The following is a 15,355-nucleotide window of genomic DNA, read 5'->3' as shown; positions in this document are numbered from 1 at the left end:
ATGACAAATCTCGAAAGGAGTTTTGCCATGCCTTCCATCGCTTTTGCAGCCATGCCGACGTCCGATGCTGAAATCTTATGGAGCGGTGGTGCGGATGCCTATGGCCGCCCACCGGAGACCATGATTTCCGATGGTCCGGGCCATCCCTGCCGCCATTGCCTGCGCAATATCGATGCTGGCCAGAAGCTGTTCGTCTTTGCCTATCGTCCCTTCCCGGAGTTGCAGCCCTATGCGGAGACGGGGCCGATCTTCCTGCACAAGACACCGTGCCAACGCTACGAGGCGGAAGAAATCCTGCCTCCCGTGCTGGCGACCAGCCGGGATTTCATCGTGCGTGGATATGGCAAGAACGACCGGATCGTCTACGGCACCGGCGCCGTGACGCCGACCGACGATATTGCAGTTTATGCGGCCTCGCTGCTCGAACGCCCCGACATCGCCTATGTCCATGTGCGATCGGCGCGCAACAATTGCTATCAATGCCGGATCGACAAAACAGGAGCGCCGGCATACGCGGATGCCGGCGCTTCCATCTGACGTACGCGTGATGGGCTTTACGCGACGTTCAGAATGCTTTCCGGCGCAACGGGCTCATAGCCGAGCGCTTCGGCGACCGGCTTGTTTGTAATGCGCCCCTTGTGGACATTGAGGCCATTGCGGAGGTGCTTGTCTTCCGCGATGGCGCGCAAGCCGCGATCGGCCAGGGCCAGGCCATGATAGATCGTGGCATTGTTGAGCGCATGTGCCGATGTGACGGGAACCGCACCCGGCATGTTGGCGACACAGTAGTGCACGACACCATCGACGACGTAGGTCGGATCGGAATGGGTGGTCGCATGCGAGGTCTCGAAGCAACCGCCTTGATCGATGGCAACGTCGACGATGACGGAACCCTTCTTCATCCCCGATAGCATTTCGCGCGTGACCAGCTTCGGCGCGGCGGCGCCGGGGATCAGCACCGCGCCGATGACGAGATCGGCGGAGAACACCTCGTCTTCAAGCGCCTGGATGCTGGAGTAACGCGTGTGAACGCGGCCGTTGAAGATATCGTCGAGCTGGCGCAGGCGCGGCAGCGAGCGATCGAGGATGCTGACATCGGCACCGAGGCCGGCCGCCATCTTGGCGGCATGCAGGCCGACGACGCCGCCGCCGATGATCGTCACCTTGGCCGGCAGCACGCCCGGCACGCCGCCAAGTAGGATGCCAAGGCCGCCATTGGCCTTCTGCAGCGCCGTTGCGCCGGCCTGGATCGACAGGCGGCCGGCAACCTCGGACATCGGCGCGAGCAGCGGCAGGCCGCCACGCTCGTCGGTGACGGTCTCGTAGGCGACGGCGGTCACGCCGGAGGCGAGCAGGCCCTTTGTCTGTTCCGGATCGGGTGCGAGATGCAGATAGGTGTAGAGAAGCTGGCCTTCACGGAGCTGTGCCCATTCTGAAGGCTGCGGCTCCTTGACCTTCACGATCATGTCGCACCTCTCGAAAATGTCCTTGGCGCTCGCGGCGATCTTGGCGCCGGCGGCGACATAGGCATGGTCATCGGCACCGATGCCGGCGCCGGCCTTCGTTTCCACCCAGACTTCGTGGCCGTGGGCGACATATTCGCGAACGGACGCCGGCGTCAGGCCGACGCGATATTCGTGATTCTTGATTTCCTTGGGACAACCAACGCGCATTTCATTCCTCCTCGAATGCTTTTGCGTCTTTCATTTTCTCCAAGGGAAATCAGACCACCTCCGCCCCGCAATGTCCTTGCAAAGACGATTTGCGCTGCAGTCATTTTTCGTGAATTATTGCGTAGACAGGAGTTTTTTCGAAAGTTCTTCGAATGTCGGACCTAGACGCCATAGATCATTCGATTCTGCGGATGCTGCAGCAGAATGCGAGGATCACCAATGCGGAACTGGCCGAAAAGGTCGGCCTATCCCCTTCGGCCTGTTCCCGCCGGCTCGATATTCTCGAAAAGAGCGGCGTCATCGCCGGATATCACGCGCATCTCTCGCAGAAGGCGCTGGACTACAAGATGATCGCCATCGTGCATATCTCGCTATCCGGCCAGTTTGCCAAGACGCTCTCGGAATTCGAGACGGCGGTGAAACGCTGTCCGAACGTGCTTGCCTGCTACCTCATGTCCGGCGAGTACGATTACATCTTACGCGTCGCCGCACGCGACCTTGAGGACTACGAGCGCATCCACCGCGACTGGCTCTCCGCCCTGCCCCATGTCGTGAAGATCAATTCGAGCTTTGCGCTGCGTGAGATCATCGAACGGCCGAATGTCGGCCTCTGATCTGCGTCAGCGCAGGTCCAGCAACAGGGCGCGGTGATCCGACACTTCCGGTTCGGCCACAGGATCGAAATTGACAACCTCTATGTCAGGCGTCACCAGCATGTAATCGGCAAAGCGCGGCTGTTTCTTGTAGTGGGACGTGCGTGTGTCAACATGTCCCCGCGAGGTGACGAGATCGATCAATCCCAGCTTGCCGAGAATGTCAAAGGTCTCGCTGCCGGGCAGCAGGTTGAAATCGCCGCAGACGACCAGCCGGTCGCCATCCTGCTTCACTTGCCGAATGAGATCGACCAGCGCATTCGCCTGGTGGCGCCGCGCGGGCGTGTCGCCCTTGCCGATGGTATCCCGAAGGCCGTGCATGTGGGCAATGGTAATGGGATAGCCACGCTCATAATCGAAAAGGCGGATGCAATGGGCATTGCGCGAGCGCGGATGCGGTCCCCAGCCATCGGGAGAAAATTCGCCGTGGACGAAACCTGCTGCCTGACCGATGATCGGATATGTCTTGCGCACGAAAGTCGCCAGGCCGAATTCGGAAGCAATCCGCCGATCACCATCGAAAAGATCTCCCCGCGCAAACGGGAGAAAAACCCCATCGTGAGCCGGCAAAGCAGCCTTCAATTCCTCGAAGAGATTGACGCGCTGCTGAAGTTCGACGCCATGGTCGCGATATGTCAACCACCCGGCTCGCGAACCGGCTGTCTGCCCCACTTCCTGCAGGCATAGAACATCGGCGTCGATGTCGACCAGATACCGCATCAGCGGCTCGTGCAGCAGACCGCCCCACGCATTCAGCGAAACGATGCGCATAATCTACACCTTTCCAAATTCAGACCGCGTGCAGCAATCAGGCACCTGCCCCTTGGTGCCGATTCGGGACGCCCACCTACAATTTTAACGATTATCCTAAGCATCTCTCAATGCACACATGCTATCCCGAAAGAGGAAAAGATGTATGGGCTGGGGTAACATCATGCAGTTCTCTTCGAAATCTCTCGTCCAGGGCAATCTCAAAATCAAGACACGAGGTTCCCCGCGCCATTATGCCCGACTGACGGGTCAGGTTCGGTACTTCACCAAACTGGTCGCCGGTCGTGTCGTCAATATTTCCACCAGCGGCATTGCTCTCGACCTGCAGGCCCCGCTCTATGCCGCCGCCGGCAGCAAGGTTCGCGTCGAGTGCGACGATATCGGCCTGCTTGATGGTTTCGTCCGCTGGGCCCATAACGGCCGCATCGGCATCGAGTTCGATCGCTCGTCCAACGCGTCCGCGAAGGTGGCGTCCTATTTCCGCTTTTTCCACAAGGACATAAAGCCGGTTTTGAAACGCTGATCCCATGCCGACGCCTGACGGTAATGATCCACAATAAGCTTGTCACATAACTCGTGCACACCTTCGCAAATCGTCCTAGTCTCCCTCACCCGAGAGATGATCGACGGACCATAGGTTTATCGCTGAAGGAGTGTTTCATGTCTTCCATCCTGGATTTGCCCAGCATGTCGCGCCGTTCCCTGCTGCAAGGTCTCAGCGCCACGGCGGCGCTGATCGTGCTGCATCCTTTCGCCGCGCGTGCAGCCGGCAACCAGGCGCATCTGCGCCTCATGGAAACGACCGACATCCACGTCAACGTCTTTCCGTATGACTACTATGCCGACAAGCCGAACGACACGATGGGCCTGACGCGCACCGCGACGATCATCGACAATATCCGCGCCGAAGCCACCAACTCGCTCCTGATCGACAATGGCGACGTGCTGCAGGGCAACCCGATGGGCGACTACATGGCCTATCAACACGGTATGAAGGACGGCGACGTCCACCCGGTCATCAAGGCGATGAACACGCTCGGTTACTCCGTGGGAACGCTTGGTAACCACGAATTCAACTACGGCCTCGACTTCATGTTCAAGGTGCTAGCCGGCGCGAACTTCCCGTTCGTCTGCGCCAACCTGACCAAGGGCCAGCTTGCTTCCGATCCGACGAAGGACGACTTGTTCTTCAAGCCGTACCTGATCCAGGAAAAGAAGATCAAGGATGGTGCCGGCAATGAAAGCCCGATCAAGATCGGCTTCATCGGCTTCGTGCCGCCGCAGATCATGCTCTGGGACATCAAGAATCTCGAAGGCAAGGCGCAGACACGCGATATCGTCGAAGCCGCCAAGGCCTGGGTGCCGGTCATGAAGGCCGAAGGCGCCGATATCATCATTGCTCTCTCGCATTCCGGCATCGACGGCAGCGGTCCGAGCGACAAGATGGAAAATGCCTCGCTCTATGTCGCCGCGGTCGATGGCATCGATGCCGTGTTCACCGGCCACCAGCACCTCGTCTTCCCCGGCCCGAAGACCTGGGACGGCATCAAGGATGCCGATCCGGTCAAGGGCACGCTGCACGGCAAGCCCGCCGTCATGGCCGGCTTCTGGGGCTCGCATCTCGGCCTCATCGACCTCTTGCTCGAAAAGGACGGCAAGAGCTGGAAGATCGTCGACTTCACCTCCGAAGCGCGGCCGATTTACCATCGCGACGACAAGAAGAAGGTCGTCGCCGATGTCGCCGACAAGAAGGAAGTCGTCGAAGCCGCGAAGACCGAGCATGAGGCGACGCTGGCTTACGTCCGCACGCCCGTCGGCAAGACCTCGGCACCGCTCTACTCCTACTTCGCGCTGGTCGCCGACGATCCATCAGTGCAGATCGTCAGCCAGGCGCAGCTCTGGTACATCAAGGAAATGCTGAAGGAGACGCAGTACAAGGATCTGCCGATCCTTTCGGCTGCTGCCCCGTTCAAGTGCGGCGGCCGCAACGGCGCGGACTATTATACGGACGTTCCGGCCGGCAATATCGCCATCAAGAACGTCGCCGACCTCTATCTCTACCCGAACACAGTGCAGGCCGTCGTCATCAACGGCGCGCAGGTCAAGAACTGGCTGGAAATGTCGGCTGCGATGTTCAACCAGGTCAAGCCCGGCGCCAAGGATGCCGATATCATCAATAACAGCTTCCCGTCCTACAACTTCGACGTCATCGACGGCGTGACGTACCAAATCGACGTCTCTCAGCCGCGCCGCTTCGGCGATGACGGCAAGGTCGCGAATGCCGATTCGAACCGCATCCAGAACCTGCAGTTCAACGGCAAGCCGATCGACCCCGCGCAGAAGTTCGTTGTTGTTACCAATAACTACCGCGCCGGCGGCGGCGGCAACTTCCCGGAAATCGGCGCCGACAAGGTCATTTACCAGGCGCCCGATACCAACCGCGACGTCATCGTGCGCTACGTTCACGATCAGGGCACGATCAACCCGACCGCCGACGGCAACTGGACCTTCAAGCCGCTGCCGGGCACGACCGTCGTCTTCCAAAGCTCTCCAAAGGCCAAGGATTTCCTTGATCAGGTCAAGAGCGTGAAGATCGAAGACGCCGGCGAAGGCACCGACGGCTTCCGCAATTACCGCCTCGTCCTGTAATTGCGATCGTTATCGTCCTCTCTCCGTTTCGGGGAGAGGACTTCCTTACTCAGCGGCCAGACGCTCGTCGTCGGGATGGAACATTTCGACTGCCGCCCTGAAGTCCTCTTGATTCGGGCATCGCGACAGACGTGAGCGGAAAGCTTCGATCATCCAGGTGGCGGCAGGACCAGGCGGGTTGTCGACCTTGCGGACGGCATAGAGCGGATATTCGCTCTGGTCATAGGCATCAAGCGCCAAAGGCACCAGCCGCTCCTTCTGCAGATCTTCCATGATGAACGCGGCAGGCAGGCCGCCCCAGCCGAGACCGCCGCGGATAAGCTGATGCTTGGTGGCGATATCGCTGACGTGCCAGACCTTGTAGGACAGGACGTTGAAATCCCTGCCACTCGTCAGGCTTGAGGCGTCGGTAACGACAAGCTGGACCTCCTCGCGGACATCGGCGAGCGTCAACGGCCGTCCCATCTGAGCGAGCGGATGGTTTGGCGCGGCAACGGGCATCATGAAGGAATGGCCGATGCGCTCGATGACCAGGGCATCATCCTGCTTCACGACGGAGCCGCCAATCCCGATCGTCGATTTTCCGCTGGAAACCAGCTCCATCATCGTCCCGAGTTCACCGGTATCGAGCCGCAGCGAGACATAAGGGAAACGGTCACGGAACTCGCGCAGGACATCGACGGTCGCAAGGATCGGCACCATGACGCTGATGGCGACAGCCACTTCCGCTTCGAGCCCGGTCTTCAGCCCCTTCACCCTGGCACGCATTACCTGGAGATCGGAAAGAATGCGGCGCGCATCTTCCAGCATCACCCTGCCCGCATCCGTCAGCTTCGGCTGGCGCGATCCCGAGCGCTCGAACAGCGGCATTTCGAGCTGAGCCTCCAGATTGGCGATCGTGTAGCTGATGACCGACTGGGCACGGTTGAGTGCGCGCGAAGCAGCCGAAAAGCTGCCTGCTTCGGCGACGGTCAAAAAGACCTGCAATTGGTCGAGGGTGGGATTGGGGAGCATCGGCCATCCATTCTATCGATAATTCCAATCCATATTATCACAGTTTTTCTCGATAGTACTGAGGACTTATCTATTGATCCGAAGGCGATCGGACTCTCCCAGCCGATCTTCACAACTCATTGAAAAGGAAAACGGATATGTCCTCCATTCTGCTTCTGACCTCCAGCCCGCGCCCGGATTCGCTCTCCACCAAGATCGCCACCGAGCTTGCCGACAAGATCAAGGCCGCCAACCCCGGCAAGACGCTCGTCAAGCGCGACCTCGCTGCCGACAACCTGCCTCATATCGACGGCCCCTTCACGGCCGCCATCCGCACGCCAGCCGATGCCCGCACGCCGGAACAGCAGGAACTGGTCAAGGTTTCCGATGCGCTCGTTGACGAGCTGCTCGCAGCCGACACCGTGGTCATCGGCACCGGCCTCATCAATTTCAACATCTATTCGTCGCTGAAGACCTGGATCGACAATATCGCTCGCGCCGGCCGCACCTTCACCTACACGGAAACCGGCCCGAAGGGTCTCGCAACCGGCAAGAAGGCCTACATCGTGCTCGCCTCCGGCGGCGTTTACTCCGAAGGCCCGGCCGCTCCGCTGAACCACGCCGTTCCCTACCTGAAGTCGGTCCTCGCCTTCATCGGCATTACGGAAGTTGAGACGGTCTATGTCGAAGGCATTGCCTTCGGTCCGGAAGCAGTCGAGAAGGCAATCGGAGCCGCCCAGGCCCGCGCCTCCGAGCTGGCTCTCGCTGCTTAATTTGACAGCATTGTTCCGATGATGACAGGCGGCCGGCTCCAACCGGCCGCTTCGCTATTTTGCCTGCGGCAGCGTCTTCACGAACTCCTTGACGGTCTCCAGGATTTCGTTGGAAAGCGCCTCGTCATTGGCCACGCGCGCAAGCCCGAGCGCGCCGGTCATGAGGCAGGAGGCGATAATCGCCTTACGCCTGGCTTCGGCGGTCTCCGGCTCCGGCATACGCGCCGTCATGGTCTCGAAATTCCGTTGCAAGCCCTCGGTCGCCACGGTTCGGACCGCATCGCTGCTGCGCGCCATGTCCGCCGTCAGCGCGGCATAGGCGCAGCCCTCGCCGCATTGGTCGCGGTGACGTTCGCTGAGGTAGCCATCGACATAATCGCTCAGCGGGATGCTTTCAGGCGCAATCCCCTTCTCCTCCAGCTGCCGTCGCGACGAGCCGATCGCCGATTCCACGGCTTCCGCCACCAGCTCGTCGCGCGAGCCGAAATGCTTGTAGAAGCCGCCGACAGTCAGACCCGCCTCCTTCATCAGATCGGCGACGCCGATCCCCTCCAGTCCCTCTTCGCGCAGACGCTTGGCGGCGAGCGTCACGATGCGTTCGTGCGTCTTCTGCTTTTCCAGTTGCGAGCGGCCCATCGAAAATCCCTTCGTGCCCGGCTTGACAAATTAGATTACGACCATAATCCTTATGGATAACGATCATAATCCAGATCGTGATGAAAGCCAACAGGAGCTACGAACATGCGTCTCAAGAACAAGGTCGCCCTCATCACCGGCGGCAACAGCGGCATCGGCTTCGCCACCGCCCGCCTCTTCCTCGCCGAGGGTGCAAAAGTCGTCATCACCGGCCGCAACGCAAAAACGCTGGCCGCGGCGGCCGAAGAGCTCGGCGATGGTGTGCTGGCGCTGCAAGCCGACACGACTGATATCCCGGCGATGGAGAAGGCATTTGCCGAGGCCGCCGAAAAGCTCGGGAAATTCGATATCGTCTTCGCCAATGCCGGAATTGCCGGCGATACCCCGCTCGGCAAGACCACGCTCGAGCAGTTCGAGACCATCGTGCGCATCAATTTCACCGGCGTCTTCTTCACGGTGCACGCAGCCCTGCCACATCTGAATGACGGCAGCTCGGTGATCCTGAACGGCTCGGTGCATGCCGTCCTCGGCATTCCCGGCGCCTCGGCCTATGCCGGCACCAAGGGTGCCGTTCGCGCCATGACCCGCAATCTCGCCTCCGAGCTCGCGCCCCGCGGCATCCGCGTCAATCAGGTCACGCCGGGCGCCACCAGCACGCCGATCTGGGATGCGCGCGCCGCCACGCCCGAGGCCAGAGAAGGACTTAGGGCGCGCTTCGGCAACCTCAGCCCGCTTGGCCGCATGAGCGAGGCGGACGAAATCGCCAAGGCAGCGCTCTATTTCGCCTCCGATGATTCCGCCAACGTGACGGCCATCGAAATCACCGTCGACGGCGGCGCCGTCAATGCCCCGTTCGGCGCCAAGATGTTCCGTACAGCTTAAGCCCCGGCAAGCGCGGAATGACCGTCGATATTGACGGTTCAATTGAGGCCGCCTGATGCTGATGCGTGGGGCGGCCGTTGCGCCAATTCCCGTTGCCGCAACGCACGGCTTTTGCAATGCTCAGTCCTCGAAGCGGATAAGTCTCGTCGCTAGCGCCGTTCTTCGTGCAACAATCCCAGCCAACGGGGCAGCTACGACCCCGGGGTAAAGAGAAAGAGATGCCAATTCCATTGTACACGCCGCGACATTTTGGGCGCTTGGGCACCTGGCACATATCCGGCTGGAGCATCAAGGCCTACGGAATCTCCGTAAGTCCCCCGCAACAGGATCAGCTTCTGCAGCCGGACTTGATCAGTCAAGCACATGCCTTCGTCGAAGCCAATCTTGCCCGCATGGAGGGGACGCCGCATTACTCTGTCGGCTTCGCAATCCTCCACCACGGAAGCAGCGTAAAAACCTTGTTGACTCAATGGTGCACAAACGAGTGCGTCTGCATGCAATACGCGGCTCAGTCGAGCTATTCAGGAAAGCCGCAATTCTCGCTGACGAAGAGTGATCTCATGGCCTGCGCATACGAACTTGTGGCGATCGACTTCGAGCGGCGCGCCTGGATTTCGACAGTCATGTCGGGAAAGCCGATGCAGAAATATCTGGAAAGCTGGCTGCCGGATGGTCTTTACTGACACCATCGACTTCGCGGGTCAGCGCCATTTTTGAAATGGTGCCCCACAGGCAGCGCGATTTCAACCGGGATAAGCCACCAGCCCGAACGGGCTGGCGCTAACGATCAAACCTGGCGAACCTTTTCGCCGTCGCCGAAGAGACCGGCGCCGTTCTGGTCGATGATCTGCTGGCCCTTGCGGAAAGTGGATTCCACTGCATCGTCCGACGAGGTGAAGACATCGGCGCGGATGAAATTGCGCACGAGGATCTCGCCGTTCACATCCTTCTCGATCCGGCCCATGAGGCGGAACTGATTGCCTTCGCGCTGAGGCGTGGCATGGATCGTGCAGCCAGCATGCATCTGGGGTTCGACGCTGACCGTAGAACCGCCAGACTTTTCATTGCCCGCCTGCGACGCGCCACCGGTGAAGATCGAGATGATATTTGAAAAGAACGAAGCCATGGATCGCCTTTAGCATGAAGGTTGCGAGGTCGCAAAGTCAAATGATCAGGTTTGCCAGGATCTCGTTTTCGGTGATGTCCTCATAGCCCATACCGGAACTTTCGAAATTGGCGATAAGCTGCTTGAAATTATCCGGATTCTTCGTCTCGATGCCGATCAGGATGGAGCCGAAATTGCGGGCGCTCTTCTTTAGATATTCGAAGCGGGCGATATCGTCTTCCGGCCCGAGCATGTTGAGGAAATCGCGAAGCGCGCCGGGGCGCTGCGCCAAGCGCAGGATGAAGTATTTCTTCAGCCCGGCATAGCGCATGGCGCGCTCCTTGACGTCGGGCAGGCGCTCGAAATCGAAATTGCCGCCGGAGACGACAGCGACGATGGTTTTGCCGCGGATACTGTCGCGATCGAGCTTTTCCAGCGCGGTGATTGCCAAGGCGCCGGCCGGCTCCAGCACCACGCCTTCGACATTCAGCATATCGGTGATGGTGACGCAGATGGCGTTTTCCTCGATGAGCTTGACCTGATCGGCGGCAAAGCCCTTGAGTGCGGCGAAGTTCAGCTCGCCGATACGACCGACGGCGGCGCCATCGACGAAATTGTCGACCTTGGCGAGCGTGACCACCTGCCCCGCCTCGATGCTGCGGCGCAGGCTCGGCGCTCCCGCCGGCTCGGCAAAGGTAAAGGCTTCGCGAGGAAGCCTATCGGCGAAATAGCCGGTGATCCCCGCGGCAAGACCGCCACCGCCGACGGGAAGAAGGACGTGATCGGGGATAACGCCCTCAGGCAGTTGCTCGGCGATCTCGGCCGCGACGGTCGCCTGCCCCTCGATAATATCGGCGTGATCAAAAGGCGGCACCATGACGCCATCGATCTTTTCGACATGCTCGCGCGCAGCCTGATAGCACTGATCGAAGAAATCGCCGAAGAGCTTGATGGTGATGAACTCGCCGCCGAAGATGCGGGTCTTGTCGATCTTCTGCTGCGGCGTCGTCACTGGCATATAGACCACCCCAGGCACGCCGAAATGCCGGCAGACGAAGGCAAAGCCCTGGGCATGGTTGCCGGCGGATGCGCAGACGAAGGTCTTTCCGGTGCCGCCCTCGACGATCACCTTGCGGAAGAAATTGAAGGCGCCGCGGATCTTGTAGGAACGGACCGGCGTCAAATCCTCGCGCTTCAGCCAGATCTCGGCGCCGTAGCGGGCGGAAAGATGCTCGTTCAGCTGCAGCGGCGTTGCAGAGAAAAGGCCACGCATGGCCTCGGTTGCTTCGAGAACAGTCTGTTTGTCCACGGCTTGTCCGTCCTTCTTCAGTCAGACCCCGCTATGACACAGGAAAGATGAGTAAAGAAAGCCTGTTTATCGCCATTTCGGGCCTCTCAGGCCGAGATTTCCGCTGCGGCACATATGTAGCTGACTATTTTTGTATCCAGCAATCCGTCCCCTAAATCTGCGAGTTGACAGCAAAGCGCCCCCTCCCTCCAATAGCACTCAGCCATCATGACGATGGTTAGAGGCCCGCCCTAAATCCGATCCGTCGGCTCCGGCGGGCTTCGCCTGTCGCTGGACACTCACTTATACTTGCGTCCAGGATTGAGAATCGCGTGAAGGATGCTTATCCCGTCTTATTCGAGGGGGAAAATCATCATGCGCCTTATGCGTCCAGCCATCATTGCCTTCAGTCTTGCCGTGCTTGCTTCCTGCAGCTCCCAGGAAGAGGGTTTCGAGAAGATCATTCCCATCTTGAAGGAAAGTCCCTCTGCGCGAGCGCAGGTCATCGACAAGTGCATGTCGCAGCACATGTCGCCGGAAATGCTGGATGAAGTCGCCTTCTACGTCAGATCCCAGAGAAGCGAAGCAAAGCGGCTCTTTTGCCAGCGGATGACGACTGGCCTGGCATCCGGAAGGATAAGCTATGCCGATTTCAAGGCCTTGTTCCAGCAGAAGAAGGTGACGCCAGCGCTTGTCAGCGCTCTGAAGGGCCGCTGAGCAACGGGCAGTCGGGCGGATACCTGTCGGCCCTTTCCGGCAAAACATTTCCTTGACTGAATCGCTCAAGTGCTTGATGGGGAAAGGCACGCGGACGTGGCGAAACTGGTAGACGCAAGGGACTTAAAATCCCTCGACCTTTGGTTGTACGGGTTCGACCCCCGTCGTCCGCACCAAGATCAAGCTCGATCAAGACAAGAACGAAAAAGGCGCAGCCTTCGCCGCGCCCCTCTCCAACAATAGTCGGCGACCGAATTAAGCCGTGAGCTTGGCAGCGATCTTGGCGACGTGGGCGCCCTGGTATTTTGCGGCTTCGAGTTCGATTTCCGAAGGCTGGCGCGAGCCGTCGCCGTTAGTGATCGTCGAAGCGCCGTAGGGCGAGCCGCCCTTGACTTCTTCCGTGCCCATCTGGCCCTGGAAGGCGTAGGGAAGGCCAACGACGGCCATGCCGTGGTGCAGCAGGGTCGGGATGAAGCCGAGGATGGTGGATTCCTGGCCGCCGTGCTGGGTCGCGGACGAGGTGAAGACCGAACCGACCTTGCCGACGAGCTTGCCGCCGAACCAGAGGCCGCCGGTCTGATCCCAGAAATTGCGCATCTGCGAGGCAACCGTGCCGAAGCGGGTGCCGGCACCGACGATGATGGCGTCATATTCCGCCAGTTCGTCCGGCGTCGCGATCGGGGCTTCCTGATCCAGCTTGAAATAGGAGGCTTTGGCAACTTCTTCCGGAACGAGTTCGGGCACGCGCTTGACGATGACATCGGCACCGGCGGACTTTGCGCCTTCTGCGACGGCATAGGCCATCTTCTCGATGTGACCGTAAGCGGAGTAATAGAGAACCAGAACCTTAGCCATGAAAACGTCTCCCGTTTGTTGGACGCGTTGAATGTCGAGGAATGTTGTATCAGCGATGCGACATGGGCACAGCCCCCGCGCCCAGAACGCACTGTTCATCCTGCGTAGACGGAATTTCATTTGGAATATCTTGTAAGGACCTGTGACGATGCGCAAACGAACGTTTGCATTCGCCGCAAACAGCGCTACCTATTTCGGGTATTTTGCGAACGCGCCGACTGCGCATTTTCCTGGATGTCTCCATGTCGAACGAAACCATTGTCACAGCCGCCATGCTGGCCATCGGCGACGAATTGCTCTCCGGCCGGACGAAGGACAAGAATATCGGCCATCTCGCCGATGTACTGCTGCTGGCTGGCATCGACCTGAAGGAAGTGCGTATCGTGGCCGACGACGAGGATGCAATCGTATCGGCGCTCAACGCATTGCGCGGCCAATATGATTATGTCTTCACCTCCGGCGGCATCGGTCCGACCCATGACGACATCACCGCCGACGCAATTGCGAAGGCCTTTGGCGTGCCCTGCGAACACGATGCCGAGGCCATGCGGATCATGGGCGAAATGTATGCCCGGCGCGAAATGGAGTTCACCGAGGCGCGCCAGCGCATGGCGCGCATGCCAGTCGGCTCGAAGCATATCGCCAATCCCGTCTCGACCGCGCCCGGCTTCAACATCGGCAACGTCTATGTCATGGCCGGCGTGCCGCAGGTTTTCCAGGCGATGCTCGACAATGTCATCCCGACGCTCAGGACCGGCGCGCACGTCTTGTCGACCGCGATTTCCTGCCCTTACGGCGAAGGCGAGATCGGCACGCCCCTCGGCCTCATCCAGAAGGCACATCCCGACACCAGCATCGGCTCCTACCCGCGCTATGTCGGCCAATTCTTCTCGACCGAGATCGTCGTCCGAGGCCGCTCCGCCGAGCTGGTTGAAAATGTCGCAGCGGAAGTGCGCGCGATGATCGAAACCATCCGGCAGTCGAAAGCTACTGCATAATTCCTTAAATCGGGATCGATTTAAGGATAAAATTATGTAGCGAATGTAGAGTGTTACAGCGACCTTTGCGCGTCACATGTGACGCGCGGCGCTGCAACGAAAATCACTCGGCTGACGCCTGATATTCAACGAGGGCGTGCACTTTCCACGGAACCGTAGGGCCATTCTGCGCATTATCTTGTGGCGGAATGCTGATATCATGATCCGATCCAACCCTTCCGCATGGGAGATCTCTTCATGTCCTACAAAACGATAGTGACCGTTCTCGACAATCCCGACAATACCCGCGTCGCCGCCGACTTTGCAGCGGCGCTCGCAAAGGAGCATGGCGCCCATGTCGTCGGCCTTCATGCGGAGCTTGTCTCGACCGTGCCGCTGGTGGCGCCGATGGAAATTCCCGACCCCGTTGCGGTTCAGGCCCTTCAGGATGTCGCTCACAATCAGTCGGTGGACATCGAGCGGGTGTTCCGCTCGAAAATGGAAGCCGCCGGCCTCGATTACGAATGGCACAGCTTTGCCAGCACGATCGGCTACGGCACCGAGCCCCTGGTCGAGAGCGCCCGCAGCGCCGATCTTCTCGTTGCCGTGCAGCCGGACCCGTCGAAATACGGCGACACGCAGGTCGATGTCGAAACTTTCCTGTTCGACAGCGGCCGGCCGGTCCTGCTGATCCCCTATATCCTCAAGGAACCGAAGCCCGTCCGCCGCGTGCTTATCGCCTGGAACGGCTCCAAGGAGGCGGCACGCGCCACCTTCGATGCCCTGCCCTTCCTGAAAGCCGCGGATTCGGTCGAGATCCTTTCGGTCAGCACATCGGAGAAGGACCCGCATCCATCCAAGGAAACCGGCGTCCAGATCGCCGCCGCGCTGACGCGCCACGGCGTTCGAGCCAAGTTCGAGACGACAGCCTGCAGCGGTAAATCGACACCATCTCAGGTCATCGAAAACCGGCTGGCGGACAATAGCATCGACCTGCTTGTGATGGGCGCCTACACGCATTCCTGGCTTTGGCAGATGATCTTCGGCGGCACGACGCGCACCCTGCTGCAATCGATGACCGCGATGACGTTGCTGGCCCGCTAGACGGCCAAGAGCTTAAATCCTGCGGCAACCGGTGCAGAACTGCATCGGTTGCGCGCGTTGCAGCTATTGCCTTTTGTCGGCAAATCCAGCAGAAAGCAGCGACCGATGACAGAATTCCCGCCAGGGAACCGTTCGCGCGGTCGAAGGAGCATGGTCCCGAAAAGCCTGTCGCTTTTCCCGGATGAGATCCTGTTCACGCAGATGGCAAGCGAATCGCGTTCCGGATCTGGATGATGGTCCGCGCCCGCCGCGGGGTCTGCTCAGGGTCGCCGGCGCTGC

17 protein-coding genes and 1 tRNA gene are annotated in these 15,355 nt (G+C 59.8%); 11 read left to right on the top strand and 7 right to left on the bottom strand.

Annotated features, from left to right (window positions below):
• Positions 1–27 precede the first annotated feature (27 nt).
• Positions 28–537, top strand: coding sequence for a DUF1203 domain-containing protein (locus BJ928_RS30115; protein ID WP_047634815.1), 510 nt, complete (start codon positions 28–30; stop codon positions 535–537).
• A 17-nt stretch (positions 538–554) separates the two neighbouring features.
• On the opposite strand, the gene ald is transcribed toward BJ928_RS30115, so the two are convergent.
• Entirely contained in the window at positions 555–1,673 is a 1,119-nt protein-coding gene (gene ald / locus BJ928_RS30110) for an alanine dehydrogenase (protein ID WP_047634731.1), read from the bottom strand.
• A gap of 152 nt (positions 1,674–1,825) precedes the next feature.
• Between ald and BJ928_RS30105 the strand changes: the two genes are divergently transcribed.
• Positions 1,826–2,287: an Lrp/AsnC family transcriptional regulator gene (locus BJ928_RS30105; protein ID WP_047634733.1), complete on the top strand. Its 462-nt coding sequence runs from the start codon at positions 1,826–1,828 to the stop codon at positions 2,285–2,287.
• A gap of 6 nt (positions 2,288–2,293) precedes the next feature.
• Here the strand turns inward: BJ928_RS30105 and BJ928_RS30100 are convergent, their stop codons facing one another.
• Entirely contained in the window at positions 2,294–3,097 is an 804-nt protein-coding gene (locus BJ928_RS30100; RefSeq protein WP_047634735.1) for an endonuclease/exonuclease/phosphatase family protein, read from the bottom strand.
• A 145-nt stretch (positions 3,098–3,242) separates the two neighbouring features.
• Here BJ928_RS30100 and BJ928_RS30095 point away from each other — a divergent pair, with 145 nt between their 5' ends.
• Positions 3,243–3,620 carry a PilZ domain-containing protein gene (locus BJ928_RS30095; protein ID WP_245432608.1) on the top strand — a complete coding sequence of 126 codons (378 nt, stop codon included), beginning with the start codon at positions 3,243–3,245 and terminating at the stop codon, positions 3,618–3,620.
• A gap of 137 nt (positions 3,621–3,757) precedes the next feature.
• A complete protein-coding gene (locus BJ928_RS30090) occupies positions 3,758–5,746 on the top strand; it encodes a bifunctional 2',3'-cyclic-nucleotide 2'-phosphodiesterase/3'-nucleotidase (protein ID WP_047634737.1) in 1,989 nt (662 codons plus the stop codon).
• Between the two features lie 45 nt (positions 5,747–5,791).
• Here the strand turns inward: BJ928_RS30090 and BJ928_RS30085 are convergent, their stop codons facing one another.
• Complete coding sequence (locus BJ928_RS30085; protein ID WP_047634739.1) at positions 5,792–6,760, bottom strand: LysR family transcriptional regulator; 969 nt, start codon at positions 6,758–6,760, stop codon at positions 5,792–5,794.
• A gap of 137 nt (positions 6,761–6,897) precedes the next feature.
• On the opposite strand from BJ928_RS30085, the gene BJ928_RS30080 reads away from it, so the two are divergent.
• Positions 6,898–7,512: an FMN-dependent NADH-azoreductase gene (locus tag BJ928_RS30080; RefSeq protein ID WP_047634740.1), complete on the top strand. Its 615-nt coding sequence runs from the start codon at positions 6,898–6,900 to the stop codon at positions 7,510–7,512.
• A 54-nt stretch (positions 7,513–7,566) separates the two neighbouring features.
• Here BJ928_RS30080 and BJ928_RS30075 read toward each other — a convergent pair whose 3' ends face one another.
• A complete protein-coding gene (locus BJ928_RS30075) occupies positions 7,567–8,148 on the bottom strand; it encodes a TetR/AcrR family transcriptional regulator (RefSeq protein WP_047634741.1) in 582 nt (193 codons plus the stop codon).
• 105 nt (positions 8,149–8,253) lie between these two features.
• Between BJ928_RS30075 and BJ928_RS30070 the strand changes: the two genes are divergently transcribed.
• Together BJ928_RS30070 and BJ928_RS38630 are read left to right on the top strand one after the other, a co-directional pair.
• Complete coding sequence (locus BJ928_RS30070) at positions 8,254–9,030, top strand: SDR family oxidoreductase (protein ID WP_047634743.1); 777 nt, start codon at positions 8,254–8,256, stop codon at positions 9,028–9,030.
• Positions 9,031–9,524: 494 nt separating this feature from the next.
• Positions 9,525–9,713, top strand: coding sequence for a hypothetical protein (locus tag BJ928_RS38630; protein WP_147413957.1), 189 nt, complete (start codon positions 9,525–9,527; stop codon positions 9,711–9,713).
• A 104-nt stretch (positions 9,714–9,817) separates the two neighbouring features.
• Here BJ928_RS38630 and BJ928_RS30060 read toward each other — a convergent pair whose 3' ends face one another.
• Both BJ928_RS30060 and ilvA read right to left on the bottom strand, forming a co-directional pair.
• On the bottom strand, positions 9,818–10,156 hold the full coding sequence (locus BJ928_RS30060; protein ID WP_047634746.1) for an HlyU family transcriptional regulator: 339 nt from the start codon (positions 10,154–10,156) through the stop codon (positions 9,818–9,820).
• A gap of 37 nt (positions 10,157–10,193) precedes the next feature.
• Complete coding sequence (ilvA, locus tag BJ928_RS30055) at positions 10,194–11,444, bottom strand: threonine ammonia-lyase (RefSeq protein ID WP_047634748.1); 1,251 nt, start codon at positions 11,442–11,444, stop codon at positions 10,194–10,196.
• Positions 11,445–11,798: 354 nt separating this feature from the next.
• On the opposite strand from ilvA, the gene BJ928_RS30050 reads away from it, so the two are divergent.
• Positions 11,799–12,140, top strand: a complete 342-nt coding sequence (locus BJ928_RS30050; protein ID WP_047634749.1) for a hypothetical protein — start codon at positions 11,799–11,801, stop codon at positions 12,138–12,140.
• Positions 12,141–12,230: 90 nt separating this feature from the next.
• Positions 12,231–12,316, top strand: a tRNA-Leu gene (locus BJ928_RS30045).
• Positions 12,317–12,395: 79 nt separating this feature from the next.
• Here BJ928_RS30045 and wrbA read toward each other — a convergent pair.
• Positions 12,396–12,995, bottom strand: coding sequence for an NAD(P)H:quinone oxidoreductase type IV (gene wrbA / locus BJ928_RS30040; RefSeq protein WP_047634750.1), 600 nt, complete (start codon positions 12,993–12,995; stop codon positions 12,396–12,398).
• 242 nt (positions 12,996–13,237) lie between these two features.
• On the opposite strand from wrbA, the gene BJ928_RS30035 reads away from it, so the two are divergent.
• Both BJ928_RS30035 and BJ928_RS30030 read left to right on the top strand, forming a co-directional pair.
• Entirely contained in the window at positions 13,238–13,993 is a 756-nt protein-coding gene (locus BJ928_RS30035; protein WP_047634751.1) for a competence/damage-inducible protein A, read from the top strand.
• A gap of 237 nt (positions 13,994–14,230) precedes the next feature.
• The gene (locus BJ928_RS30030; RefSeq protein ID WP_047634752.1) at positions 14,231–15,076 is read left to right on the top strand and encodes a universal stress protein; all 846 of its coding nucleotides are present in this window, start codon (positions 14,231–14,233) and stop codon (positions 15,074–15,076) included.
• The last annotated feature ends 279 nt before the right edge of the window (positions 15,077–15,355 follow it).

Origin of the sequence: Rhizobium sp. WW_1 (assembly GCF_003610155.1) — a bacterium.
Taxonomy (GTDB): Bacteria; Pseudomonadota; Alphaproteobacteria; order Rhizobiales; family Rhizobiaceae; genus Rhizobium; species Rhizobium tropici_A.
The sequence above is the reverse complement of the archived record's forward strand: the minus strand, read 5'-3'. Positions and strand labels throughout refer to the sequence as shown.

Bases quoted from the DNA above. Each gene is read 5' to 3' on its own strand.
- BJ928_RS30115 (WP_047634815.1), top strand. From the start codon at position 28: ATGCCTTCCATCGCTTTTGCAGCCATGCCGACGTCCGATGCTGAAATC.
- BJ928_RS30070 (WP_047634743.1), top strand. From the start codon at position 8,254: ATGCGTCTCAAGAACAAGGTCGCCCTCATCACCGGCGGCAACAGCGGC.
- BJ928_RS38630 (WP_147413957.1), top strand. From the start codon at position 9,525: ATGCAATACGCGGCTCAGTCGAGCTATTCAGGAAAGCCGCAATTCTCG.
- BJ928_RS30075 (WP_047634741.1), bottom strand. From the start codon at position 8,148: ATGGGCCGCTCGCAACTGGAAAAGCAGAAGACGCACGAACGCATCGTG.
- ald (WP_047634731.1), bottom strand. From the start codon at position 1,673: ATGCGCGTTGGTTGTCCCAAGGAAATCAAGAATCACGAATATCGCGTC.
- BJ928_RS30060 (WP_047634746.1), bottom strand. From the start codon at position 10,156: ATGGCTTCGTTCTTTTCAAATATCATCTCGATCTTCACCGGTGGCGCG.
- BJ928_RS30105 (WP_047634733.1), top strand. From the start codon at position 1,826: ATGTCGGACCTAGACGCCATAGATCATTCGATTCTGCGGATGCTGCAG.
- wrbA (WP_047634750.1), bottom strand. From the start codon at position 12,995: ATGGCTAAGGTTCTGGTTCTCTATTACTCCGCTTACGGTCACATCGAG.
- BJ928_RS30035 (WP_047634751.1), top strand. From the start codon at position 13,238: ATGTCGAACGAAACCATTGTCACAGCCGCCATGCTGGCCATCGGCGAC.
- BJ928_RS30050 (WP_047634749.1), top strand. From the start codon at position 11,799: ATGCGCCTTATGCGTCCAGCCATCATTGCCTTCAGTCTTGCCGTGCTT.
- BJ928_RS30085 (WP_047634739.1), bottom strand. From the start codon at position 6,760: ATGCTCCCCAATCCCACCCTCGACCAATTGCAGGTCTTTTTGACCGTC.
- BJ928_RS30030 (WP_047634752.1), top strand. From the start codon at position 14,231: ATGTCCTACAAAACGATAGTGACCGTTCTCGACAATCCCGACAATACC.
- BJ928_RS30090 (WP_047634737.1), top strand. From the start codon at position 3,758: ATGTCTTCCATCCTGGATTTGCCCAGCATGTCGCGCCGTTCCCTGCTG.
- BJ928_RS30095 (WP_245432608.1), top strand. From the start codon at position 3,243: ATGGGCTGGGGTAACATCATGCAGTTCTCTTCGAAATCTCTCGTCCAG.
- BJ928_RS30080 (WP_047634740.1), top strand. From the start codon at position 6,898: ATGTCCTCCATTCTGCTTCTGACCTCCAGCCCGCGCCCGGATTCGCTC.
- BJ928_RS30100 (WP_047634735.1), bottom strand. From the start codon at position 3,097: ATGCGCATCGTTTCGCTGAATGCGTGGGGCGGTCTGCTGCACGAGCCG.